This is a genomic window from Kribbella sancticallisti (assembly GCF_039530625.1).
Lineage (GTDB): Bacteria > Actinomycetota > Actinomycetes > Propionibacteriales > Kribbellaceae > Kribbella > Kribbella sancticallisti.
Map to the genome: position 1 here is coordinate 13,880 of NZ_BAAAOS010000005.1, position 24,466 is coordinate 38,345.

The window sequence follows — 24,466 nt, forward strand, 5'->3', positions numbered from 1 at the left end:
TGTCACCATGCGAGGGCTGGCTACCAGAAAGCGTGCGTCGATCGATGAGCCTCGCGAGTTATACGGCGTTGTCGGTGACTGCGGTCGCGATGTCGCAGGGACGCGAGGACCTGCGCGGCATCGCTCGCGTTGAGTGGGCGAGTCCTCACGGTGGGTTGGAAGAGAGCTCGATCGAAGACCTCCTCCAATGGCTCGACCGGACTGCCGGTGTGGCGTACGTCCAGGAGCCGGACGGCAGTCGTGGGCCGCGGATTCATGCTGTCGGCGTCAGGCCTCACCGGTATATCCGGAGCAACCCGGACGACGAGGCCGCTGACGCCTTGCTGATGCTGCCGCGGCTTCACTCCGTCGCACCCGCCCGCCGAGCCTCGAGACATCGCTGGGCCGGTCGGCAAGGCGGATGGCGCTGGACTACCGGAACGCGCGCGAGGCCGCTGGTGTAGCAAGCCGCATGCCGCTTGGTGCGGCTGTCAACTGTGCACGCAGTCGTGGCACCGTTGACAGCCGTACCGATACGCGACGGGTCAGGACAGGGTGATCAGGCGGGAGCCGTGGGCCGGCACGCCCTTGGCGGTCCAGGACTTGTTGGACTTGCCGAGGTTCTGCCTGCTGACCAGATCGCGGACCTTCCGATTGCCGCTGACGCCGAGTTGCTTCCACGGCACCGTGATGTCGGACGTCTCGCTGCCGAGGTTGTAGACAGCGACCGCGAGGCGGCCGTCGGGCAGCCGCTTCTTCCAGACCTGCAGGGTTCCACCGGTGACCTGGGTCGGGATCACGCCGGCCTGGTCGACCGCGATCACCTCGGGATTGGTCAGGATCGACACCGCCTTGGCGTCGATCCTGGCGAGGTCGCCGCCGACGTACAGCGGGGACGACGCCATCGACCAGAACGTCATCACGCTCTGCCGTTCGGTGTCGTCGATGCCGTCCTGGATGCCGGCGCCGGTGTTGTTGGAGATCGGCATCGAGTCGAGGTCCGGCCAGTAGTTCGGCTCGACCACGTCGAGCCACTTCGGCAGGTCCTCCCACCGGTTGTCGACCGAACTGGTCCAGGTCGACACGGTGTTGCAGTAGCACTCGACGTCGGTGTCGACGCGGACGCTGTTCGCCCAGGGCCGCAGGCCCTCGCCGGCCTCCCGCGGTACCGGCCAGGCGCTCGCGGTCAGCCACATCTTGCGTCCACTCTGGTCGATCGCTTCGACCACGCCTCGATGTCCGGGACGTTGTCGGTGGTGACGCCGTCGACCTTGAGGAAGTCGACGCCCCAGGACGCGAAGCGGTCCACGATCGAGTCGAAGTAGGCCTGCGCGCACGGCTTGGTGAAGTCGATCTTCCAGTCGCCGCCCCACATGTTGGTCGGCGTCAACGGCATCACCGTGATGTCCTGGGTGGTGCAGTCGGTGCCGACGATCGGGGCGTTCTTGTCGTAGATCGCCTTCTGCAGACCGGCGCCGCCGTACAGGCCGAGCTTGAGGCCCTTGCCGTGGACGTAGTCGGCCAGGCTGGCGATGCCGTTCGGGAAACGCTCCGGATCGGCCTCGGGGATGCCGTTGGCGTCGGTGCGGAACTCCCAGTTCCAGTTGGCGTTCCAGCCCGCGTCGAGGTTCACGTTGGTGTACCCGGCGTGCTTGAGGTTCGCCGCCATGGAGTCGGCGGTGTTCTTGATGTGTTCCTCGGTGAGCCACTTCGTTCCATAGTCGGGGTGACTCGAGGACTGGACGCTCCAGCTGCTCCAGCCCATGAACGGCTTGACGCTGAAGTCGCTCTTGGCCTGCGCCGGTGCGCTGGTGGACACGAATGTGGCGGTCAGTACGAGGGGGAGGGCGGTCGCCATCGCGAGTGCGCGGCGAAGGAGACGAGCGGTGGACATGGCGGGGGTCACCTTTCGTAGCGGAGCATGTCCGGTACCGTACGGTGAGTTACTTAACCCCGTCAAGAATTCAGTGCGACGGCGATTCTGGCTGCGATGCCGGCGTTGTTCCGGGCCAGAGCGAGGTTGGCCGGGATGCTCTGGCCGTCTGTTTCCTTCTCGATCCTTGCCAGCACGTACGGCGTGACGGCAGGGCCGGTGACTCCTGCGCTGGTGCTCGCCGCCAGGGCGGCAGTGAGTACGGCGGTGATTCGTGACTCCGGGATCTCGTCTTCGACGGGGATCGGGACGGTCAGCAGTACGCCGGTGGTCGGCCGCGCGCGGTACCGGAGTACGTCGCAGACCACTTGCTCGTCGTCGACCCGGTGGGGGATCGGCAGACCACTCGACCGTGTGTAGAAGGCGGGGAACCAGTCGTGCCGCCAGCCCAGGACCGGGACGCCGGCGGTCTCGAGGTACTCGAGTGTTCGGGGCAGGTCGAGGAAGGCCTTGGCGCCGGCGCAGACGGTGATGACCGGGTGGTTGGCGATGGCGTCGAGGTCGGCCGAGATGTCCCCGCTGAGTTCGGCTCCGCGGTGGACACCACCGATGCCGCCGGTGGCGAAGACTGAGATGCCGGCCGCATGGGCCAGCGCAACCGTCGCCGAGACTGTGGTGACGCCGACATCCCACCCTTGGGCCCGCGCCACTGACAAATCCCGCTCGGCGACCTTCCGCGTGCCCTGCAGCACTCTCTTCTCTTCGTCCGGCGAGAGCCCGAGATGGGGCCGGCCGTCGAGGATAGCGGCCACAGCCGGGGTGGCGCCGTGGTCGAGGATCGCTTGCTTGCAGACCTCGAGTGCGTCGGCGTTCGCTGGGGCGGGCAGGCCGAGTGTCGAGAAGATGGTCGACTCGAGCGCGACGACCGGCCGGCCTTCGCTCAAGGCCCGCGCCACGTCATCGGAAAGAACGGCCCCGGCGTTGTCAGTCACGAACAACTCCCTCTTCATCAGTGGTCAGAGTGGCGCCAGGTTGCGTGAGAGCCCTTCTGGCGAGGCTGTGCCCGGCTTTCACCGCTTCGACAGGCTCGGCGTTGTCGAGTATTGCGGTCAGAAAGCCGGCCGCGAACGCATCACCGGCGCCGGTCGTGTCACGTACTTCGTCGGCCGGGGCGATCCGGACGGTCGACAACTTGTTGCCGGCGGCATGGATCTCGGTGGGCTCCATGCCGTTCTTGACCACAACCGTCGTGCCGGGACCGGCGAGTTCTCGCAGGGAGCCGAGGTCGGCTTCGACCCCGTTCGCGAAGACGTACGTCGGTTGCAGCGTGCCGATCAAGGCACGGAAGGCCGCGGCTCCAACGGAATCGATGAGAGCGACAGAAGCCGCATCGATGGTGACGATCGCCCCCTCCGCACGAGCGATCTCCGCGGCCCGGCAGAGGACGCGTCGTGACGGACCGGTGAGCGAGTACGCCGAGAGGTGGTAGACCGCGGCGCCGGAGAGCCACGCGTCCGGAACATCGGCGAGTTCGGCCGCGGCGGCTCGGTCGGGGTACATCGTGCGTTCTCCGGAAGCATCCACCAGGATGACGATCGTGCCGGTCCGGCCCTGTCGCTAAACCCTGGGATCGACGCCCGCCGCGACCAGTTCACTTACCAGTGCCTCGCCGGCTGGGTCGTTCCCGACCCGGCCGACGAACCGGACCGGAGTACCAAGGCTGCTTGCGAAAACGGCGACATTGGACGCGGCGCCACCTCGTACGCGCTGGATCCGCGCCGGGTTGTCCGTCCCGGACCGCGGCGCACCGTCCGGCCAGACCACGACGTCTTCAACCAGATCACCGATGCACACCAGGAGCCCCTGAGCTGATTCGGAAGTCACCAGACTGACCTCCGCTCCGGGTTCGCTGCGTCGACGCACTCAACCTACAGCCCGCACGGAGCCTGTTTCAGCTGACCAGGCCGGAGCGGTAGGCGATCACGACCGCTTGGACGCGGTCACGCACGCCCAACTTCATGAGCACGCGGCCGACGTGGGTCTTGATGGTGGCATCACCGACGACCAGTCGCTCCGCGATCTCCGTGTTCGACAGGCCCTCGGCAAGCAGGGCGAGTACTTCGGTCTCGCGCGGGGTCAGGTCGGTCGGGAGTTTCGGCCGGGTTGTGGAGGGCTGGTCGGTGAACCGCGCGATGAGCCGGCGCGTCACGCTCGGCGCCAGCAGCGCTTCTCCACCGGCGACCACCCGGATGGCGTGCACCAACTGGCTGGCGGGCGCGTCCTTGAGCAGGAACCCACTGGCGCCGGCGGCCAGGGCGGCGTACACGTGTTCGTCAAGGTCGAACGTGGTCAGGACGATGACTTTCGCCCCCGAGCCGTCGGCGCAGATCCGCCGGGTCGCCTCCAGGCCGTCCATCCGTGGCATCCGGATGTCCATCAGTACTACGTCGGGACCGAGCTCCTCGAGGCGAGCGAGCGCGGCCGCCCCGTCGGCGGCATCACCGGCCACCGTGATGTCGGGCTCGGCGTCGAGGATCATCCGCAGCCCGGTGCGGACGAGTTCCTCATCGTCGACGAGTAGTACGCGGATCATGTCTGTCGCCCGTCCACCGGGATCCGTGCGTGCACGGCGAAGCCGCCATCGGCGTGGAGGCCGGCGCGCAGCGTTCCGCCGTACAGGGAGACTCGTTCCTGCATTCCGATCAGCCCGTGGCCGCCGCTCTCCGCGCCGTCGGCGCTGTTGCTGTTCGCGCAGCCGGCATCCCGTACTTCGATGTCGAGGCAGTCGGGCTCGTAGCGCAGCCGGACGTCGACCGAGGCCGCTCCGGCGTGCTTCAAGACGTTGGTCGTTGCCTCCTGCACCACTCGGTAGCCGGTCAACTCGACACCTGCAGGTAGGGCACGGACGGCTCCTTCGACTTTCAGGTCGACGGTGAGGCCTGCCTCTCGCACTCGGGCTATCAGGTCGGGTACCTGCTCAAGGGTCGGTTGTGGAGTCGTGCCGGCGTCCTCGGGCTCCGTGCTGAGCAGCCCGAGCAGCCGCCGCATCTCGGCGAGCCCGGTACGACCCGCGGTCTCGATCGAGGACAGCGCGGCGCGAGCTTGTTCGGGTGCGCTGTCGATCGCTCGCTGGGCGCCCTGGGCCTGGATGACGATGACACCCATGCTGTGGGCAACGAGATCGTGCAGCTCACGGGCGATTCGGGCTCGTTCGTCGGCCACCGCACGCGCGGCCTGCTGCTCCTTGTCCCGCTCGGCCGCCTCCGCACGTGCGTTGAGCGCGGCGGACTCCCGCACCCGACGGCGCATCCAGCGACCGAATCCCCAGACACCGAGGAGAATGAACCAGGCCGGCACCACTTGGTCCCAAGGCTCTCCGTCCCGCAGACGCGGGCCGTCGACGAACACCGCCATCAAGGCAACGACCCCCGGTCCTGCCAGCGTCACTGGCCACGCGGCCTGGGCTCCCACTGAGTAGAGCGCGAGGATCGCCGCGAAGAATGGTTGCCCCAGGCCACCGCCCAGTTCGAACTGAAGCCAGGCGGCGGCGACCACGATCGCCAAGACGGCGACCGCGAAGCGACGCCTGACCATCAGCGGCAGGGTGCAGCCCACCACCAGGAGGGTGTGCACGCCACGGCCACCTTGGAGATCGCCGGATGGGGAGGTCCACAGCTCGGCAAGCGCGGACAGCGCCAGTACCAGCACGACCACCAGGTCGGCGAGTACAAGCAAACGAGCGCGCGGCATATCTCGAAGGTAGCGACTCCGTCGCGGTCGCACATCCACAGTGAGGTGGAGGCGTGGAGCCTTCCCGTCCACCGCACGGTTGACCACGGAAACCCCATCACGGCCGACGACCGTAGGTGCCTCCGATCCCTAGCGTCGGAGTACCGGCGACGGACGCCGGAAGCGAAAGGAGTTTCATCATGTTGCCGACTGTTGTTTCCACCGGGCGGGCAGCGGCCGCGGCCGGTGTCCTGATGACGGCGGGCATCCAGGGTGAGTGGCTGCTGGACCCTCAGCGCGACGATGGAACGGTCACGAACACTCCGGCGTTCGCGCTGCTGCTGACCCTGAGCACGCTCGGATTCGCGCTGCTGACCGTCGCGGTGCGCGGCCTGCGACGAGAATCAGCCCGCCGTACGAGGCCGGCCCGGATCGGGGCCGTGCTGTCGTTGGTCGGAGCCGGGCTCCTCACGGCGTTCGGTCTGGTCGCCCTGGTCACCGGCGTGATCCTCGATGCGCCGCTCGAGTTGTCGTTCCTGCTCTTCGCGTTGGGCATGCTGCTGCTGTCGATCGGCCCCATCATGTGGGGACTGACCCTGCGTCGACACTCGCCGGCACCCGGCGTTTGGCAACTGCTGGTACTCGCCGGGGCCGCGGCGTTCGCAGCCATCGCGATCCCGGCCGACCCGTGGCACGACGTCGCCCTGGTAGGCATGTTCGCAACCTGGTCCGCCGTCGGCGTCCTCCTACTCCGCAACGCCCACACCGGACAGATCCCGGCAGCGCACCGACTCCCTCAGACCTGAAGTCAGGCCGTCAGGTCTCAGGAGTGACCTCGCTCACATGGTGTCAGGATCATCGCTCGCGCGGTGTCTTGTGGTCGACCTTCCGCCACGTCACCACGTAGAGGAGTAGATATGGCTACTGAGGCAAGCACGTCATCGCCGTCATCTTGGCCGGCGGTGGCCGGGGCAGTCGTTCTGCTCACGGCTGCTATCAGCCTGCTGCTCACCGCCTTCGCCTGGCCGTCGGTGCGATCGTCGGTGCACGACGTGCCAATCGCAGTGGCCGGGCCGGCTGCCGCAGTCGAGCAGCTCAGCGGCGCTCTCAACCAACGTCTGCCGGACGCCTTCGAGATCACCGAGGTCGCCGACACTGCCGCAGCCGAACAGCTGATCCGCGACCGGGAGGTGTACGGCGCGATCGATGTCAGTTCCGGCACCCCACAGGTCATCACCGCCTCCGCGGCCAGCGCAGCGGTCGCCCAGACCCTGCAGAGCGTCGCGACCGGGCTCAGCCAAGCGCAGGGCAACAGCACCGCGCAGGGCACCGGCACCGCGCAGGGCACCGGCACCGCGCAGTCCGCAGTACGCGACCTCGCCGCCCTGCCGGCCGACGACCCGCGCGGCGCCGGCCTGGCCGCTGGAGCACTTCCACTGGTTATGGGCGGTCTGCTCGCCGCGCTACTGCTGACCAGACTCGTACGCGGCTCCGCCCGCCGGGTCACCGGAGCGCTCGCCTTCGCGATCACCGGCGGCCTGGCCGTCGCGGCGATCCTGCAGTTCTGGTTCGGCTCGCTCAACGGCTCCTACCCGGCCAACGCCGGCGCCATCGCCCTGAGCATCGCTGCCATCGCCTTGAGCATCCTCGGCCTGGAGTCACTGCTCGGGTACGCCGGCTTCGGTCTGGGCGGCGTCGCCATGATGCTCATCGGCAATCCCTTGTCAGGTACGGCGACCGCGCCCGAGATGCTGCCCGGCTGGTCCGGCACGCTCGGCCAACTGCTGCCACCCGGGGCTGGAGGCCAGTTGCTGCGCTCCACCGCGTTCTTCGACGGCGGCGGCGCAACCCACTCGGTCATCGTCCTGGTCAGCTGGCTCGCGCTCGGGGTAGGGCTGTGCCTGGTCGGCGGCCTGCGCGCACGCCTCCCGAAGACTCATACAGTGCGGCCTGTTTCGGTGGCGTGATCGGGGGGCTGTCGAGTCCGGAGATACGGTTCCGACGTTCTCGGCGGAAAGGAGATCAGCCATGACTGACAACGCAATGCCTTCGGTGGCCGACCGAGCGGACTTCGAGGTCGAGCTCGACGAGTTGCGGGTCCGGGAGAAGGCCCACAGCCGGGAAGCCGACGCGATCGCCGCGGCCCGGCGACGGCTGCCGATGGTCGAGGTGGATGCCGGCATCACTGTCACCGGGCCCGACGGACCGGTCACCCTGCTCGACGCCTTCGAAGGCCGCAAGCAGCTGATCGCGTACTACCACATGTGGCACACCGGGCACCCGGCTGCTGAGCAGTGCCCGGGCTGCACGTGGTGCAACGGCGCGGTGGGCGAACTGTCCTACCTACACTCCCGCGACATCACGTACGCCGTCTTCTGCCAGGGCCCGTACGACGAAAGCCGCCGCTACCGCGACTTCATGGGCTGGACGATGCCTTGGTACTCCGCGGTCGGCTCCCTCGACCAGTTGCTCGTCGGACGCACCATCGGTCAGATGTACCTGGTCTGCTACGTCCGCGACGGCGATCGCGTGTTCGAGACCTACTGGACCACCCTGCGCGGCGTCGAGGTGATGGACAACAGCTATCACCTGATGGACCTCACCGTGTACGGCCGCCGCGAGCCGTACGAGGACTCACCGGCCGGCTGGCCACAGGAGTGGGACATGTCGCTGATCCCGCACATCCTCTCCACCAACGGCCGCCCGATCGCCCAATGGTCCCGCCTGGAAGCAGGCCACTCCGACGACCTCACCGCCCGCTGACCATCTGAACAGCTAGACCATGTCCGGGGAGGCGAGTCCTGGAAAGGCCTGACGCAGTTTGTGTATCAGGTGCGGCGAGGTCGAGTTGTTGGAGGAGGGGCGGGGGACTGCCATAGCTTGAATGGCTTGGAGGTCGCCCCGCCCGCTCCGTGTCAGCGTGTGATGCTTGCCAGTTCCGGGGTGCGGCGCAGCATCTGCAGCGCTCGCATCCGCATAGGTCCGATGCTGCCGATCGGCAGGTTCAGGGTCTCGGCGATCTCCGTGTAGGACGGGCAACTGTCCGACATCAGCAGCCGGATCAGCCTCTGGTACCGCCCGGGCAGCCGGGACAGGGCCCGCTCCGTGGACGGTTCGTACTCGCCGTCGACCGGGTAGACGTCGAGCACGGCCGAGCGGTGGCCGTCGCTGTGCTCGGCCGTCGGGTCGGCGTACAGCAGGTACCGCTTCCGGCTGATCGCCACTCGCAGACCTTCCCGCCGGGCCGTCGCGGCCAGCCAGGCCGGGAGGCACTGGGGGTCGCGGATCTGGCGACCGTGTTGCCACAACCGCAGCCAGGTCAGCTGGGCGACGTCAGCGGCGTCGCTGTGGCTCAGGCCGACGCCGCGGGCGGTGTGGAGGAGCAGGGGACGGTAGCGGTTTTCCAACTCCTTCCAGGCCGTCCAGTCAGAGCTGAGTGCCCGGCCGAGAAGGACCTCCAGCGAGGGTCCTGAATCGTTGTGATGGCGATTTCCCTTGGCCGGCCGTGCGGTTTTGCGCAGCGAGATTGTCGACACGCTCCACGTCCTTTCGCTGATCCCCTGATGGCGGTGATGGGCGAGCAAAAAGGCACAGGAATAGTCGGCCGGTGGTGGCGGACCACCGGCCGAAAGCCCACGCTGTCAGCGGGCTCGGTAAAACCCCCAGTCGGCAGAAGCTGGACGACCCTGTGCCTCACCACGTCCCCCGCGGTAGCCGTCCGTGCTGCCTTCGGCGCCTATTCGATCACCGGTGCCGTCACGTAGGCGTAGTCGATCCGTCACGAAACGATGCGTGTGGCGTCACCGCTCGCATACGCACCCGTCGGTAACCGGTCGGTCGCGCTGGGATTCCGCAGGGTCGGGCCGAGCAGGCGCAGCAACGGTGCGGCCATCAAGGTGGTGACCAGCGCCATCACCACCATCACCGTGAAGGCGCTGTGGTTGATGATGCCGACCTCGAGTCCGGCGGACAGGACGACGATCTCGGTGATCCCACGAGCGTTCATCAAGACACCGAGCCCGATTGCGGACCGGACCGGCAGACCGCCGGCCCGGGCCACCGGTACGGCTCCGCACAGCTTGCCGGCGACCGCTACGGCCAGCAGCAGAGCGCCGGCCGCGAGCACCGGCGGCTGGGTCACCGCCGCGGTGATGTCGGTCTGCAGGCCGATCGAGGCGAAGAAGACCGGCACCAGGAGGGCGCGGTTCAGGCCGCCGATCTGTTGCGCCACCTGCGCCACCGGCAGGCTGTCCTTCGGCAGCACGAGACCAGCCAGGAAGCCACCGAAGATCGCGTGTACGCCGATCCGGTCGGTCGCCGCGGCGAGGCCGAGGATCAGACCGAGCACCAGCAGTACCAGGATCGGCGTGGGCAGGGAGGCGGCGTACCGGGCGGCCAGTCGTCGCAGCAGCGGCCTGACGACCAGCAGGCAGCCGGCGCCGAGGAGCACGGTCAGGGCCAGCGCCAGCAGGGCATTGCCGGCACCCGCCGGCCGGATCATCGCCATCACGATCGCGAGTGCGCACCAAGCCAGTACGTCGGCGGCGGCGGCGCACAACATGGCCAGCGATCCGAGCCGGCTGCCCTCCAGGCCGCACTCCTGCACGATCCGGGCCAGGACCGGGAACGCGGTGATGCTGAGCGCCGTACCGACGAAGACGACGAACGGCAGCCGGTCCACCGCCGGACCGGCCAGCGCCGAGTAGAGCGGCATCGCCGCGAGGACGCCGAAGGCGAACGGAACCGCCATGACCGCGAGGCTGGCGGCGGCGATCGCACCGTGGTCGCGACCGATCCGGTCACGGCCGAAGTCGGCGCCGACGGTGAACATGAAGACGGCCAGCCCGGCCTGCGCCAACAGGCTCAGATCGGCCCGCACCTCGGTCGGCAGCACGGCGTCGAGCAGCCCGGGCCACACCGCTCCGATCACCGATGGTCCGAGCACGATCCCGGCCACGATCTCGCCGACCACAGCGGGCTGCCCGATCAGCCGGGCGAGCCGGCCGCACAGGGTCGCCAGCGCGCAGACCACCGCGATCGCCAGCAGCAGGCGCCACATCAGCTGGGCCGCCGTCGGTCCGGCGGCCGGCGGCACCGACGCTGCCGTGGCGGTGCTCTCCGGCGTCAGCCAGCCGGCGGCGTAGGCGAGACCGAGCAGGGCGACCGCGCCGGCGACCAGACCGGCAGCGACCGCCAGCGCTCGGCCGGGGGTGGGCAGCAACGGCCCGTCCGGCGCAGGCATCCGGGCAGCGCCGCCTCAGGTGCGCAGCGCACCGTCGGCGGACAGCGGAACAGTAGCCAGCTGTTCCGCCGTGGCCCGGTGCACCCCGTTGACTCGCTGTCCGGCCCGGCGGGCGAGGACGTCCCGGGTGACCTCGGCGGCCCGGTTGCCGAGCACGCTGAGCAGCGAGTCGGCGATCCCGTGGGTCGCCTCGTTCACGCCTTGCAGATAACAGGCGGCGTCCGACGGTTCGTCGAGCCTCAACCGGTACTGCCGGTTCACCTCGATCCGGTCCAGTCCGATGGCCGCGCCGAGGTTACGGACGACAGCGGGCATCTCCCGGATGAAGCCGGTGCCGAGGAAGACCAGATCCCGACGGAGCTCGCTGACGGCGCCGGTCTTGCGGTCGATCAGCTCCAGGACGACCTCGTCCCCGTCCATCCGGGCACCGGTGATGTCGGTCATCGGCACCAGCCGTCGCCGCTCGACCCCGCCGAGCCGGTCCAGGTACAGGCCGGTGTAAAGGTCCTGCAACAGGTCGCTCTCGACGCCGGAGTAGTTCGTCAGGTGCATCTCCCGCAGGATCTGGTCCCGGCCCTCCGGCCTGGCCTCGAAGAACTTGTCGATGAACGACGGGTAGTAGAGCTCGTTGGTGAACTTGTTCGTGTCGTACGCGCGCAGCCCGATCGATCGGATCACCCAGCTCACGTCGCTGTTCGGCAGGTCGAGCTGCACCGCCCGGAACATCTCGGCCGCGCTCTGCGCCGCGCCGACCACCGCGACCCGGTGCGGCTGGCCCTTGTCGAGGTCCGCGATCCGGCTGCGGTACCGGGTGCTGTGGATCAACCGGTCGGCGGGCAGATCGGCCAGTACCGGCGGAACGTACGGGTCGCGCCCGGCGCCGATGACGAGGTAGCGGCTGGAGATCGTGCCGCCGTCGGCGAGCCGGGTCAGCCACCCGGTCAGAGTGCCGGCCGAATTGCGCACCGGCTCGATCGACGCACACTCACAGCCGAGCTGGATCCGCACCTTCCGCAGCGACTCCGACACCCAGCTGAGATAGCCGGAGATCTCCATCCGGTACGGCGTGAAGCTGCCCATGTTGATGAAGTCGTCGAGCCGGCCGACGCTGCGCAGATAGTTCAGGAAGGTGAACTCGCTGCGCGGGTTCCGCAGCGTCACCAGGTCCTTGGCGAACGCCACCTGGCTCTTCGCCCACGGCAGCAGCAGACCGCGTTGCCACTCGATCGCGTGGCTGCGTTCGATCACGAGCGAGTTCTCGGCCAGGCCGTCGCAGCCGAGTTCTTCGAGCGCGACGGCGAGGGCCAGGTTCGCCGGCCCGGCGCCGATGGCGAGCAGTTCGACCTCACGGTTCGTCATGCGGGCTCCAAAAGGTCGCGGCTCACCAGGGCCGTCCGGAATACTCGGGCTCGTTCACTGCGTCGTAGGTCAGCTCGACCAGGTCTGCCGCGGCGGTCAGCCGGTCGGCACAGGTGGTGGCATCGTCCGCGGTGCAGACGACGTACGCGTACCGACCGAGGTGGGCCCGCGGCGGCAGCCGGACCGTCGCCCCGGCGGCGACCATCGGATGGGCCTCCACCAGGCCGGGAACCGACCCCGGCTCCGGTACGGCGATCGCCACGACGCGGCAGTCCTCGGGTGGATAACAGAACCGGATCCCGACGCAGGTCCGGTGATCAGGCTCCAGCTCGGGACGGATGCCCTGCGCCACGTCGACCAGGACCGTGCCGGGATCGATACCGGTGGCCAGCTTGCCCAGGTACGGGATCAGGTCACCGCCGAGCCGGCCGTTGATCTCGATCACCACCGGTCCCCGGGAGCTGAACCGGATCTCGGTGTGGGTGATGCCGTACGGGGCGCCGATCGCCTCGTGCGCGACCCGGAGCAGTTCGCGCAACTCGGCGTCGGCCAGCAACGGGTCGTCGCCGTCGACGATGTGGCCGACCTCCTCGAAGTACGGCGGTGGGCCGAGTTCCTTGTGGGCGATGCAGAACGGCCGGTACTCGCCCGCCACCACCGCACCGTCGATGCTGATCTCCGGACCGTCGACCAGTTCCTCGATCAGCGCGCCACCGTGGTACTCGGCCGGACCGCTGCGGCTGGAGCTGTCGGCCCGGTCGAAGGCATCGGTGATGCCGGCCTTGCCGTCCACCACGGCGACGCCGATGCTCGCGGCCATGCCGCGCGGTTTGACCACGACCGGATAGCCGATGTCCGCGGCGGCGGTGGCGGCCTCGTCGGCTGTCGCGACCACCGCGAACCGCGGTTGCGGCAGCCCGGCAGCGGTCAGCGCCTGCCTCGTCCGCGCCTTGTCGCGACAACCCTGCGCACCCTGGGCGGTCAGACCCGGCAGGCCGAGCTGGTCCGCGACCAGCGCGGTGGCGATCACCGACGGTTCGTCGTACGTGAAGACGCCGCGGACGCGATGGCTACGGGCGACGGACTCGGCGGCTGCGAGCAGACCGTCGTGGTCCAGAACCAGACCGGCCCCTTCGAGTGGCACGACCACCGAACTGCCGGCGACGTACGGCTGTTGCCAGGTCGCGGGCTCGTCGTCGATCAGCCAGAGCGGCCGGCGTTTCGCCGCGCCCTGCATCAGATACTCCCGGTACGGCTGGAAGCCGCTACCGAACTGCAGCACGACACCCTCGGTGTTGTCGTCCACGCACAGCCTCCCCGGGTCGGCACTATCGAACGAGAGGAGGCGACCCGTCGCGGGTGATACACCGAACCGCTTCGGAACTGCCCGCATCTGGTCGTGCCAACGACTTGTACTCAGGTAGTTGACGGCTCAGACTCACGGGATGTAGCTCGGGAGTCACTCAAAGAGGAGTCGCCGATGCCTGTACCGGGAGACCCGTCCGCCCGACGTTCTCGCGGTCACGGAATGTCGCCGATCGCCGGCGGCAGTGAGGATTTCGTTCACAGTGGGGGAGATCGACAGATGCGTGCAGGCGCAGTACCGGCGGAGGATCCGGATCCGGATTCCGAGGCCCGGTTCGATGGAGATCACCGATCGGTGAAGCTCCGGATGCTCGACGGCTTCCGGGTCGTCGCGGACCAACAGACCTTGTCCATTCCGCTCAGTGCGCGCCGCGTGGTCGCGTTCGTCGCGCTGCGTGGACGTTCCAGCCGCGCTGAGGTGGCCGGCACGCTCTGGCCGGAGGTATCGGACTCCAAGGCCCAGGCCTGCCTGCGGACGGCGCTGTGGAGGCTGCGCCAGCTGACTCCACTCCAGCTCATCACCGGTGACGAGACACTGCGCGTCGACGAGTCCGTCGACGTCGACGTGAACACACTGGTGACCGCGATCCGCCGGGTGATCAACGACGGCGAGTGCGGAGCCGACCAGGGACTGCTGCCGACGCTCGCCGCGATGGGAGAGCTGCTGCCCGGCTGGTACGACGACTGGGTGCTGCTCGGGCGGGAACGCCTGCGCCAGCTCCAGTTGCACGCGCTCGAGATGACTGCTCAGCAATTGACCTGCTCCGGCCGGTATGCCGAGGCGATCGAGGCAGCGATGGCGGCCGTGCGGCTGGAACCGTTGCGGGAGAGCGCGACCCGGGTGCTGATCGAGGTCCACCTGGCCGAGGACAACGTGGTCGAGGCGATCCGCCGGCTCGAGTTCTTCCAGGGGAGTCTGGTCAACGAGCTCGGTGTCGAGCCGACCGCGGAACTGGTGGATCTGGTCCGCAGCCGGCAGACCGGACTGGACGCGCGCCGGCATGCGTCCGGCATGCTCGGACTGGACCGGAACAGGGGCCTGGCGCACCGGCGGGACCCTGGCGTAGGTCGAGTCTCCTAGCTCTGCTCCGTGGATCCTGCCACCCGGCAGGATCCACGGCTCGAAGCTGGTGATCTGCCCGGTCTCGCCCTCGGCGATCCGCTCACCGCTCCGGCGGGCTCCACAGGTCCTCGGAGCCGAGCGCCTCGACGTGGTACTTGCCGAGGGCGCTGACGAGCAACTGCAGCTCGAGGGCCAGGCACTCGACCAGGTTGATCAGGCCGTGATCAGGGTCGGTGTCCACCGCGATGAGGGCGGCCCGGCCGAGGCCGGCCGCGTTCGCGCCCAGCGCCAGGCACTTGGCGACGCGCGCGCCTTCCCACATCCGGCCGGACACCAGCAGGCAGGACGGATCCGGCCCGGGAGCTGGCGTGGCCCGGTCGTGGCCGATCCGCTGCAGGCACTCGCCGAGCGGCAGCCCGACATGGTGGAGGAACGCCCGTGGAGCCCAGCCGGTGCCGGCCTCGGCGCCGTCGACCGACACCGCGTCCGCGCCGGCCGTCCAGGCCACCTGCGCCGCGGCCGCAACGTCCCGTGCGGGTGGCAGTTTCACCCAGACCCGGGCTCGCGGGTAGTTGTTGCGCATCAGGCGGATCTGCTGACGCAGGATCTCCTCGGTGAAGGTGCCGGGGCTGCTGCTGCGCAGTACCCGGTCGCCGCCGAGAACCGGGTCGATGAGGTAGGCGTCGGCCAGCCGTTCGGCCGCGCCGGCGGCTACCAGCGTCATGCCGCCCAGGCCGGGCTTGGCGCCCTGCCCCACCTTGAGCTCGAACGCCAGCCGCCCGGACTCCAGCAGTGGCGAAACGTTCGGGTCGCTGTACACGAGGTTCCACACCTCGGCGTCGGCGTCCTCGGTGCTCTGCTGCACGACCACTCCGCCGTACCCGTCCAGCGCTTCGGCTTGGTAGGCGATGATCCGGCCGAGCAGCGAACGTTCGGCGTCGGCCTCGAGCCGGCCGTAGCTGTTCACCGGCATCACGTTCTCGCCGACGACCATCGGGATGCCGAGTCGCCCGGCCTGGCGGCCGGCCGCGATGCCGAGGGCGGTGCTCGCCGTCTCGGTCGAGCCGAACGCCGAGACGTACAGCGGCACCGTGGACCGGAACCCACCGATCGTCGTCTCGAGCTCCACGTCCCGGTACACCGGCTCCCGGGCCAGCTCGACCAGCCGTTCCAGCCGCTGCGGCACGAAAACGGGCGGCACCAGTCGCAGCCGGTCGATCGGATCGGCCGGCGGATGTGCGTCAGGACAGTCGGCGCCGAACAACGCGGTTCCGTAGTCGCCCGCGGGCGGGAACGCGTCGGCAGCACCGGCTCGGGCGCGGCTGCGGATCGCTGCCTCGGGAAATCCTTCGGCGTACAGGATGCGCTCCTTCGGTCGGCCTTCTGCCCGGAAGAGGCCGCGACGGTACGCCGAAAATACGTCCGCGCTCAGCGACCTCTGCGGGTCAGCCTCAGGTAGAGCAGGGCGGCCGCGGTGACGACCACCGGCCAGAGCAGGTAGGGGCCGGCCATCAGCAGCAGGATCACGACCGCCCCCTGCGCCACTATCGCGGCGAGCCGTGCCTTGCTGCCCCGCGGCAGCAGCCTGACCGCCGCCGCGACACCGACGGCATAGACGGTCACGAACAGCCCGGTGGTGAGCAGGACCAGAGAGCGCGGTCCGACTCCTGCCGCCGCCACGACCACGGCGGTCACCATGGACATCGCGCTGAGCACGGCGAGGCTGCGTCGTGGCACCACTCCGGCCGAGCTGCCGTGGGTGAGCCAGGCAGGGAGTGCGCCGTCGCGGGCCAGCGCGGCGCCGAGCTTGGCGGCGCCGGCGTAGTACGCGTTCATCGCTCCGAAGGTGAGCAGCAGCGCCGCGACGGCGGCCAGGACCCGGGCGTTGCCGCCGACGCCGATCGCTAGCAGATCGCCCAGCGGGGCGTCGGTCTCGGCGGCCCGCGGGCCGAGCACGGTGATGGTGGCGAACGCGACGCTGAGGTAGAGCACGCCGACGACGATCACGGCGACGGCAGTGGCCCGCGGCACGTCGCGGGCCGGCCGGCGGAACTCGCCGGTCAGGTAGGTGACCGTCTCCCAGCCGACGAAGCTCCAGACCAGCAGTGCGGCGGCTGGGCCGATCGCCTGCCAGCCGTGCGGCGCGAACGGCTGCAGGTTCGCCAGGTCGGCATGCGGCAAGGAGAGCGCGACCGCCGCGACCAGGAAGACCGTCAGCAGCCCGGCCAGGCTGATCTGGACCCGGCCGGTCACCTGGATGCCGAACGCGTTGGCGGCCGGCACGACCACCATCAGCGCCAGCATGGTCGCCAAGACGGTGCCCTCGCCTCCGCCCAGCCCTGCTTCGACGTAACCACCGGCCCACAGGGCGGCCGCCGGACCGCCGACCGGGACGGACAGATAGAAGCACCAGCCGACCACCGCCGCTGCCCGGTCGCCGAACGCCAGCCGCGCGTACGTCGCGACGCCACCGGAGTCCGGGTAGCGCGCACCGAGCGCCGCGAAGGTCGCCGCCAGCGGAGCGGACACCACCGCGAGACCCAGCCAGGCCAGCAGCGACGCTGGGCCGGCCACCTCGGCGGCGAGTGCCGGCAACGCGATCACGCCGGTCGCCAGCACGGCTCCGACGTACAAGGCCGTGCCCTGTCCGAGGCCGAGCCGGCCGGCCGGTGCCGAGGTTGGGTTCACCATGCGGGACATCTTCGCCCGAACCGGCGGTCAGGGCGAAGCGATGCCGGGCACCTTCGGGAACGCGCTGGCCTGCCAGACCGAGTCCAGCCCGGCGACGTAGCGGGTGAACCGTTCGAGGCCGAGACCGAACCCCGCACTGGGCGGTACGCCGTCTCGCAGCATCTGCAGGTACCACGCGTACTTGGCCGGGTTCTCGGCCGTCTCCCGCATCCGCGCGACGATGGTCGCGTAGTCCTGCTCGCGTTCACTGCCGCTGCACAGTTCGCCGTACCCCTCGGCGGCGACCAGGTCGAAGTTCCGCAGCATCCCGGGCTGGTCCTTGCTCTCCCGGTCGTAGAAGCCGCGCGATCCCTTCGGGTAGTCGGTGACGAAGAACGGCTTGCTGGCCTTGCCCGACAGCTTCGCCTCGCCGACCCAGTCGAGCTCGGCGTCCGGGCTCTGGTCGTGCCCCATCGCCCGCAGGTCGGCGACCGCGTCGGCGTGCGTCCGGCGCCCGAACGGCTCACTCAGCAGTTCGGCGAACTCGCCGGTGTCCCGGCCGAGGGCTTCCAGTTCGTGGGGAAGGTCCTCCACCACCCGCCGTACGACGTACTGGACCAGGTCCTCGGCGAGCTGGATGGCGTCGTCCCGGGACGCGTTCGCCACCTCGACGTCGATCTGGTGGAACTCGGCCAGATGCCGGCTGGTCGACGCGGTCTCCAGCGGTTCCAGCCGGATGTTCGGGGCGATGAAGAAGATCTTGTCGAACGAGGTCAGGGCCGCCTGCTTGTAGAGGATCGCGCTGGTCATCAGCTTGTAGCGGTGGCCGTAGTAGTCCACGTCGACCTGCTTGGCTCCGCGCGCACCCGGGTCGGTGACCGGGCCGATAACCGGCGGCAGCAACTCGGTGAACCCCCGGCCGCCGAGGAGTTCGCGGGCAGCGGCCAGCATCCGGTTCTGGATCGTGAGCACCGACCGGGTGACCGGTGAGGTCAGGTGCTCACGCGGACTGGCGGGCAGCCGGGAATCGGTCTCCGGGATCCGGGTCTCGGTCATCTGTTGTGCTCCCTGGTTCGTCGCCCGACCGGGGCGGTGGGGTGGGGACTTGCCCTGCCGCGGTCGCGGCTCGGTACTCGTGCTCGAGGCTGGCGTTGTCGTAGGTCCGCTCCACGTACGACAGCGAGGACAGCAGGCCCGCCGCCGTCAACTTGGTCGAGCCGGTCGGCCCGACCACGCCGCGGATCGGCATCGAGCCGATGGAGGCCCACTGCAACCGCCCGGCGCTGTCGAGGTAGCTGCGGGCACGGCCGGCGTTGTCCGGATGCAGGCAGTACGGCACGTCGAGATAGCCCCGCCGGAACGCGGTGGCCAGCGACTTGCCGAGGTCCGGACCGAGCGCGAGCACCGCCTCGATCAAGGCGCCGGCCTCGGCATGGATGCCGGTGTCGACGACATCGCCGGCGATCGTGATGCACCGATCGGCGGCCAGCGCCGCGGTCTCCAGGGCGGCGATGTTCTCGGCGAAGGTGGGAATGCGGTAGCCCTCGGCAACCGTCTTCACGATCAGCCTGGCCGCGCCGGCCCGGACAGCCAGCCGTGCGGCCTCCTCGAGCAGCCGGGTGGCACCGTCCGGTGTCCGCGGATACACGCCCATGTAGGTGTAGACGACGATGTGCCAGTCGATGTCCGGCAGCCACTGGGCGGCCAGCCGGCGCAACGCCAGCAGCGCTTCCATGTCCTGATCAGGATTGGTTTGCTGGGCGTAGCTCAGCGAGACACTGCGAATGCCGTGCTGGCGGAAGAACAGGCACTCGAGCACGCTCAGCGCGACCAGCAGGCCGGGTGGGCAGAGCTGCCCCATCATGCAGCCGCCGAAGCTTTCGACGTGCGGCTCGGCGCCGGTTGCCCTGACCTCCGCCAGGAGATCGCAGCTGCGAGCCCAGTTCGGGATCGAGTCCGCCAGCGGCATCCGGCTGTAGGGCAGGCAGTAGGAGACCGGCCCGCCCTCGGTCGCGTGGAGTCCGGCGTCGATCAGCGCGCTGACGATCGGTTCGGGACAGGGCGATCCGTGCCGGATCTGCACCGGGAAGCCGGGACCGACGATGCCGTCCAGCACCGCCCGGGTGGTGGTCACGTCGTGCGCGACGATGGGATAGCCGTTCAGCTCGACCCCGGCCGCGAGCGCGGCGCGAGCGTTCGCGTTGTCACCCATCCGGGTGTAGCTGTCGAGCGTGATCGTCCCGACCGCGGTCGCCGCCGCCCTGCTGGTGGCCACGAGTCCGGTCCGCATCGCGCCGGGATCGCTGACCCCCATCCGCGGTTGCACCACGAGTCGGCCGGCCTGATGGGCGCGCGCGACGAAGTCACCGAACGAGCCGGTGTCCGGGACGCTCACGAAGCCTCGCCGGTGGTCAGCCGGCCGACGTACGACCGGAAGGCGGTCAGTCCGGTGCCGTCCTCGAAGACCGCGTCGTACCCCGCGGCCGTCAGCTCGCCCCGGCTGCGGTCACAGCCGGGGCCGGCGATACCCAGCTTCCCGCCGATCACCATCGCGGTGTCCGCCAGCTCCGCGTGGCCGCGGAGCTGACGGACCACCCGCAGTCCGTCGTGGAAGCCGTGCCCGTTGACGCTGCTGACCACGATCAGGTCGGGACGCAGGCGACGGCACTCGGAGACCAGCAGTTCGTCCGGCACACAGGCGCCGAGGTTGTGCACCCGGTGACCGAGCTCCTCGAGCAGTAGCTGCAGGACGACGAGGTTCCAGGTGTGCGAGTCTGACGAAACGCTGGTCACCACAACGGACAGGTCGCCGACGCTGACGTCCCGGCCCGCGGCGACGGCGGCGGCGTGATCCATGACAAGCAGAGCGCCGATCCACCGTGGCCTGATACACACAGCCACCCGCGGCCGCTCACCGAGGGCCGATTTCATCCAGCTGCGAGACGCCGGTGGCAGCCTGCGGTCCGTACCGCTCCCATCGTTCGTGCAGCCGGATCCGGCCGTCGGGCAGCAGTTCGGGGGTGCTTTCGCAGTGCCCCGCGATGAGTGAGCCGTCGGCCAGCACCATGGTGTAGCCGAACTCCAGCGTGTCGTCCGGACGGCACACGCCGGTGAGCGATCCACGCCGGACGCGGCCACCGCTGAAGTCGGCCCAGAGCAGGTCACCGCGTTGCCGGTACGACGCGACGGGTACCTCGCCGTCGCCGGCGTCGTGCCCGGCAGGGGAGAACCTCCTGCCGTCGTAGTCGATCATCAGCCACCTGCCGGACCGTGCAGTTCCAACGTGCAGCACTTCACCCCACCACCGGCCCGGAGCAGTTCCGAGACGTCGAGACCGATCGGCTCGAAACCCGCCTCCCGCAACTTCGCGGCCAGGTGGGTCGCACCGGTCGGCATCAGCACGTGGCGGCCGTCGGAGACGGCGTTCAGACCGAACGCACCGGCATCCTCGGCGGACGCGATGATCGCCGACGGGAAGAGCTCGCGCAGGATCGCCTGACTGCCCGGTGTGAAAGCGGCCGGGTAGTACATCACCGTCTGCTCGTCCAGCGCGGCCAGCGCGGTGTCCAGGTGGTAGTACCGGTCGTCGACGAGAGTCAGGCCGATCACCGGGCGGCCGAAGTACTGCTCGCTCTCGACGTGGGCCCGGCGGTCGGTGCGGAACCCGTTGCCGGCCAGCAGCCAGGATCCGGCGGTCAGGTAGTCGCCCTCGCCCTCGTTGGCGGACGACGCCTGCCGGACCTGCAGGCCGCGGCTGCTGAAGAAGTCGAGGTAGGCGGCCGACTCCGCGTCCCGCTCGGGGTGGCGGAAACGGGCCACCAGTGCGCGGTCGCCGTGGACGGTGGCGCCGTTCGCGGCGAACACCATGTCGTGCAGCCCGGGCACCGGTGGGATCAGGTCCACGGTGTGGCCGAGCTCGACCAGTTGGTCGTGGATCCGCTGCCACTGCGCCAGCGCGATCGGCTGGTCGACCGGCTTGCCGGGATTCATCCACGGGTTGATCGAATAGGTGACGTCGAAGTGGGTCGGGGGGCACATCAGGTACCGGCGGGTGGTGCTCCGCCGGGTCGCGGCGTCGTACGGCGCTTCGGCGGTTGCGATCGAGGTGCCGACCTCGGAGATGAGTTCCATGCCGACAAGAGCGCGCGGGGACCGCGATCAGATACTTGCCTGGGTCAGTGTATTTCCGGCGTCCGGTGCGGGTCTCTGTCCGAGCAGGAGCGCTCTGACTCCGCCTTGCCCACCGGAGGGTCTGATATGTCTACCCGCTTGAGCCGAGCTGAACTCACCGCGCAATACCTGGACGAGGTCAAGCGACGCGGCATCTCTGCCGGCGAACTCGTCAGCACCCAACCCGAGTCCGTCGGGTTGCGGTCCTTCTACGGCGGCCGATGGCTGTCCCGGCCGCTGTTCATCGGTACCGAGGAGTGCGAGCAGTTGGCGAACGACATCCTGACCATGCACGCCGCGCTGACCAGCCTTCCCGACAAGCTGTACGGCGGCGATCTGGCCGCGTTCGCCCGTTCCGTCGGGATGAACGACGTCCAGACCTCGGCCGTACTGCGCAGCCGTGGCGCGTCGGTGACGAAGCAGAGCCGCGCCGACCTGTACATGGACGAGTCCGGCTTCAAGCTGCTCGAGTTCAACATGGGCAGCGCACTCGGCGGGATCGACCAGTCCGACATGGCCCGGGCGTTGCTGGACCAGCCGGTGCTGGCGGAGTTCGCGCAGACGCATCGCCTCGGCTACGTGGACACGATGCGCGAACAGGTCAACAACATGTTCGTCGAGTGCGGGTTCGAGTACGGGTCGCGGCCGGTACTGGCGACCGTCGACTGGCCGAGCAGCTACGAGACCCTCGAGCCGTACATGCACCACTTCGCGACGCGCCTGCAGGAGATGGGGATCGATGCCCACGTCGGCCACATCGGGCAGCTCGAGGTCCGCGACGGCGGGGTCTGGCTGGGCGAGGTGAAGGTCGACATCATCCAGCGGCTGTTCATGCTGGAGGACCTGCTCGAATACCCGGACGCGCCGGCGCTGATGGATCCGATCCTGGACGCCGCGGCTCGCGGAGAGGTGAAGATCTTCACCCCGCTCGACTCGGAGATGTTCGCCAGCAAGGGTGCGCTGGCGATGCTGTCCGACGAGGCCAACCGTCAGTACTTCGACCAGCAGACCCTGGTCAGCCTGGACCGGATCCTGCCGTGGACCCGGATGGTGCGCTCGGGGCCGGTGACTCTGGAGGACGGTAGCCAGGCCGAGTTGCTCGACTACGTGCTCAGCCATCAGGAGGACCTGGTCCTCAAGCCGACCTCACGTCACGCTGGGGAAGGGGTATTGCTGGGCTGGCGCGACGACACCGGCGCGGAGCTGTGGGAGGAGCGCGCCCGGGAGGCACTCGACGGCCCCTGGGTCGTCCAGCGCCGGATCCGGCCGGTGCCGGAGCTCTTCCCGATGCCCGACGGCGACCCGGAGCCGTGGATCGTGAACTGGGGCGTCTTCACCGTCGTCAACGGCTACGGCGGCGTCTTCGCCCGGGCGCTGTCGGTCGAGTCCGACCTCGAGGTGGTCGGGCTGGTCACCGGTGCCTCGGTCGGCTGCTGCCTGCACGTCCTGCCCGAGGACTCGGACGTCGAGCCGGGGACCGCACTGCCGGTACGGAAGCAGTAAGCCGAGCCGGGCACGAAAGAGCCCGGCGCGGCGCCGCGATCAGCGACGCCGTGCCGGGCTTTTCGTTTGCTCAGGTTGCCGCTTCGGGCGCGGCCGAGGCAGTGGCCGGCTGCTCGTCGGGCCGGCGCATCCCGATCCGGGCGCACACCGCGGACAGGATCGCGACCGCCCCAGCCCACAGCCAGAAGGCCTGGCCGATGTGGGACCACACCCAGACACCAACGGCCGGACCGACGGCGTTGCCGAGGCCGAAGACGCTCAGCATGGCGCCGGAGTACCGGCCGCGCAGGTGCGGCGGCGCGACCATGCCCGGGTAGGCGAAGGTGGTCGGCGCGCCGATGATCTCCGACGCCGTCCAGATGATCGTGCCGAGGATCAGCAGCACCGGGATCAGCGCGATCGCGTAGACGCCGTAGCCGACGGCCACCAGGCCGAAGCCGGCGATGGCGGTGATCCGCAACGGCCACTTCTGCACGTACTTCGTCGCCGGCACCTCGCACACCGCCACGACGACGGCGTTCGCCGAGACGACCAGGCTGTACCACCACAGGCTGAGGCCCTGGTCGACGATCGCCAGCGGGAGGACCGCGATGTACTGGCAGTAGACGATGGTCACCAGGAACACGGCGGCCAGGTAGAAGTCGTAGCGCCAGTCGGCCAGCACCGCCCGATAGCCCTGCTTCGGTTCCGCGGCCTTGGCGGCGTCGGCCGCCGCGTCCGGTGCGGCCTTGCCGGGCAGGAACTTCCAGGCGATCGCGCTGTAGAGGACGGCCGCGAACGCCTCGGCCCAGAACAGCAGGCTGTAGGAGACCGAGACCAGGGCGACGCCGACGATCGGGGTGACCGCGGTGCCCAGGTTGATGGCCAGCCGGTACATCGCCATCGTCATCACCAACTGGCCGGGCTTGGTCAGCTCGGCCAGCATGGCCTGCGCGGCCGGCCGGTTCAGCTGGCTGACGGTGCTGACCGTGAGGATCGCGAGCAGGATCACCCAGTAGACGTCGATGTACAGGATGGAGACGATCAGCGCGGCCGAGCCGAGCATGCTGATCAAGGTCGCCGCCCGGGCACTCAGCCGGTCGGTGAGCCAGCCGCCGACGAACGACCCCAGCACGTGGCCGGCGCCGTAGATGCCGAGGGCGAAACCGGCCTGGCCGGCCGTGAATCCGCGGTGCGTCATGAACAGCACCAGGAAGATCTGCAGGAACGCGCCCAGCCGGTTGACGAAGACGCCGAACAGCAGGGCCTTCGAGGTGACCGACGTCTGGCGCCAGGTGGCGATCGCGCCGAGCCCGGCGCCCGGTTGTTCGGCCGAGGCCGGTTCGCGGTCGAGGTCTTCACTCATCGCACACTTCACCCCTTGATCCGGGCAGACGAGATGTTCCGGCTGTTTGCCGGTGGACATTTGGTCCCGCACGCTACCGCGCCGACCGGCTCACGCACAGACCTCGAACGCATCAAAACAAGGCGTATCAGAGCCGGCCCGGCCCTGCCTCTGTTGAAGTGACGGCGA

Annotated in this window: 22 protein-coding genes and 1 pseudogene; 5 read left to right on the forward strand and 18 right to left on the reverse strand. The window is 69.3% G+C overall.

Features of this window, described 5'->3' with window-relative positions:
* Window positions 1-524: 524 nt before the first annotated feature.
* The 6 genes and pseudogenes from ABD255_RS01200 to ABD255_RS01225 all read right to left on the reverse strand — a co-directional run bounded on the left by ABD255_RS01200 (window position 525) and on the right by ABD255_RS01225 (window position 5,602).
* A complete protein-coding gene (locus ABD255_RS01200) occupies window positions 525-1,175 on the reverse strand; it encodes an alpha-galactosidase (protein ID WP_344208776.1) in 651 nt (216 codons plus the stop codon).
* Window positions 1,166-1,873 carry an alpha-amylase family protein gene (locus tag ABD255_RS01205; RefSeq protein ID WP_344208778.1) on the reverse strand — a complete coding sequence of 236 codons (708 nt, stop codon included), beginning with the start codon at window positions 1,871-1,873 and terminating at the stop codon, window positions 1,166-1,168. The genes ABD255_RS01200 and ABD255_RS01205 overlap by 10 nt, the downstream gene beginning before the upstream one ends.
* 62 nt (window positions 1,874-1,935) lie before the next feature.
* On the reverse strand, window positions 1,936-2,844 hold the full coding sequence (locus ABD255_RS01210) for a pseudouridine-5'-phosphate glycosidase (protein ID WP_344208780.1): 909 nt from the start codon (window positions 2,842-2,844) through the stop codon (window positions 1,936-1,938).
* A pseudogene (locus ABD255_RS01215) lies at window positions 2,837-3,775 on the reverse strand (carbohydrate kinase family protein). The gene ABD255_RS01210 and the pseudogene ABD255_RS01215 overlap by 8 nt, the downstream one beginning before the upstream one ends.
* A gap of 28 nt (window positions 3,776-3,803) precedes the next feature.
* The gene (locus ABD255_RS01220) at window positions 3,804-4,445 is read right to left on the reverse strand and encodes a response regulator (RefSeq protein WP_344208782.1); all 642 of its coding nucleotides are present in this window, start codon (window positions 4,443-4,445) and stop codon (window positions 3,804-3,806) included.
* Window positions 4,442-5,602 (reverse strand): sensor histidine kinase, encoded by a 1,161-nt coding sequence (locus tag ABD255_RS01225; protein ID WP_344208784.1) that lies wholly within the window; start codon window positions 5,600-5,602, stop codon window positions 4,442-4,444. Before ABD255_RS01225 ends, ABD255_RS01220 begins: the two co-directional genes overlap by 4 nt.
* 179 nt (window positions 5,603-5,781) lie before the next feature.
* Between ABD255_RS01225 and ABD255_RS01230 the strand changes: the two genes are divergently transcribed.
* The 3 genes from ABD255_RS01230 to ABD255_RS01240 all read left to right on the forward strand — a co-directional run bounded on the left by ABD255_RS01230 (window position 5,782) and on the right by ABD255_RS01240 (window position 8,344).
* A complete protein-coding gene (locus ABD255_RS01230; RefSeq protein WP_344208786.1) occupies window positions 5,782-6,387 on the forward strand; it encodes a hypothetical protein in 606 nt (201 codons plus the stop codon).
* Window positions 6,388-6,498: 111 nt separating this feature from the next.
* A complete protein-coding gene (locus tag ABD255_RS01235; RefSeq protein WP_344208788.1) occupies window positions 6,499-7,548 on the forward strand; it encodes a hypothetical protein in 1,050 nt (349 codons plus the stop codon).
* 61 nt (window positions 7,549-7,609) lie between these two features.
* Window positions 7,610-8,344 (forward strand): DUF899 family protein, encoded by a 735-nt coding sequence (locus ABD255_RS01240; protein WP_344208790.1) that lies wholly within the window; start codon window positions 7,610-7,612, stop codon window positions 8,342-8,344.
* Between the two features lie 152 nt (window positions 8,345-8,496).
* On the opposite strand, the gene ABD255_RS01245 is transcribed toward ABD255_RS01240, so the two are convergent.
* The 4 genes from ABD255_RS01245 to ABD255_RS01260 form a co-directional block, all read right to left on the reverse strand.
* Entirely contained in the window at window positions 8,497-9,117 is a 621-nt protein-coding gene (locus tag ABD255_RS01245; protein ID WP_344208792.1) for an RNA polymerase sigma factor, read from the reverse strand.
* A gap of 242 nt (window positions 9,118-9,359) precedes the next feature.
* The gene (locus tag ABD255_RS01250) at window positions 9,360-10,823 is read right to left on the reverse strand and encodes a cation:proton antiporter (protein ID WP_344208795.1); all 1,464 of its coding nucleotides are present in this window, start codon (window positions 10,821-10,823) and stop codon (window positions 9,360-9,362) included.
* Window positions 10,824-10,838: 15 nt separating this feature from the next.
* Complete coding sequence (locus tag ABD255_RS01255) at window positions 10,839-12,182, reverse strand: SidA/IucD/PvdA family monooxygenase (RefSeq protein ID WP_344208797.1); 1,344 nt, start codon at window positions 12,180-12,182, stop codon at window positions 10,839-10,841.
* 22 nt (window positions 12,183-12,204) lie between these two features.
* Window positions 12,205-13,488 (reverse strand): ATP-grasp domain-containing protein, encoded by a 1,284-nt coding sequence (locus tag ABD255_RS01260; RefSeq protein WP_344208799.1) that lies wholly within the window; start codon window positions 13,486-13,488, stop codon window positions 12,205-12,207.
* 279 nt (window positions 13,489-13,767) lie between these two features.
* Here ABD255_RS01260 and ABD255_RS01265 point away from each other — a divergent pair, with 279 nt between their 5' ends.
* Complete coding sequence (locus ABD255_RS01265; RefSeq protein ID WP_344208801.1) at window positions 13,768-14,628, forward strand: AfsR/SARP family transcriptional regulator; 861 nt, start codon at window positions 13,768-13,770, stop codon at window positions 14,626-14,628.
* An 82-nt stretch (window positions 14,629-14,710) separates the two neighbouring features.
* Here ABD255_RS01265 and ABD255_RS01270 read toward each other — a convergent pair whose 3' ends face one another.
* The 7 genes from ABD255_RS01270 to ddaH all read right to left on the reverse strand — a co-directional run bounded on the left by ABD255_RS01270 (window position 14,711) and on the right by ddaH (window position 21,411).
* On the reverse strand, window positions 14,711-15,874 hold the full coding sequence (locus ABD255_RS01270) for a glutamate synthase-related protein (protein WP_344208804.1): 1,164 nt from the start codon (window positions 15,872-15,874) through the stop codon (window positions 14,711-14,713).
* Window positions 15,875-16,038: 164 nt separating this feature from the next.
* Complete coding sequence (locus tag ABD255_RS01275) at window positions 16,039-17,301, reverse strand: APC family permease (RefSeq protein ID WP_344208806.1); 1,263 nt, start codon at window positions 17,299-17,301, stop codon at window positions 16,039-16,041.
* A 27-nt stretch (window positions 17,302-17,328) separates the two neighbouring features.
* A complete protein-coding gene (locus ABD255_RS01280; protein ID WP_344208808.1) occupies window positions 17,329-18,336 on the reverse strand; it encodes an asparagine synthetase A in 1,008 nt (335 codons plus the stop codon).
* On the reverse strand, window positions 18,281-19,675 hold the full coding sequence (locus tag ABD255_RS01285) for a methylaspartate mutase (protein WP_344208810.1): 1,395 nt from the start codon (window positions 19,673-19,675) through the stop codon (window positions 18,281-18,283). The genes ABD255_RS01280 and ABD255_RS01285 overlap by 56 nt, the downstream gene beginning before the upstream one ends.
* Window positions 19,672-20,136 (reverse strand): cobalamin B12-binding domain-containing protein, encoded by a 465-nt coding sequence (locus tag ABD255_RS01290; RefSeq protein WP_344208811.1) that lies wholly within the window; start codon window positions 20,134-20,136, stop codon window positions 19,672-19,674. The genes ABD255_RS01285 and ABD255_RS01290 overlap by 4 nt, the downstream gene beginning before the upstream one ends.
* Window positions 20,137-20,191: 55 nt before the next feature.
* Entirely contained in the window at window positions 20,192-20,533 is a 342-nt protein-coding gene (locus tag ABD255_RS01295; protein ID WP_344208813.1) for an avidin-fold protein, read from the reverse strand.
* A complete protein-coding gene (gene ddaH, locus ABD255_RS01300) occupies window positions 20,533-21,411 on the reverse strand; it encodes a dimethylargininase (RefSeq protein ID WP_344208815.1) in 879 nt (292 codons plus the stop codon). Before ddaH ends, ABD255_RS01295 begins: the two co-directional genes overlap by 1 nt.
* 126 nt (window positions 21,412-21,537) lie before the next feature.
* On the opposite strand from ddaH, the gene ABD255_RS01305 reads away from it, so the two are divergent.
* Window positions 21,538-22,953 (forward strand): hypothetical protein, encoded by a 1,416-nt coding sequence (locus ABD255_RS01305; RefSeq protein WP_344208817.1) that lies wholly within the window; start codon window positions 21,538-21,540, stop codon window positions 22,951-22,953.
* 70 nt (window positions 22,954-23,023) lie between these two features.
* Here the strand turns inward: ABD255_RS01305 and ABD255_RS01310 are convergent, their stop codons facing one another.
* Window positions 23,024-24,298 (reverse strand): MFS transporter, encoded by a 1,275-nt coding sequence (locus ABD255_RS01310; RefSeq protein WP_344208819.1) that lies wholly within the window; start codon window positions 24,296-24,298, stop codon window positions 23,024-23,026.
* Window positions 24,299-24,466 lie beyond the last annotated feature (168 nt).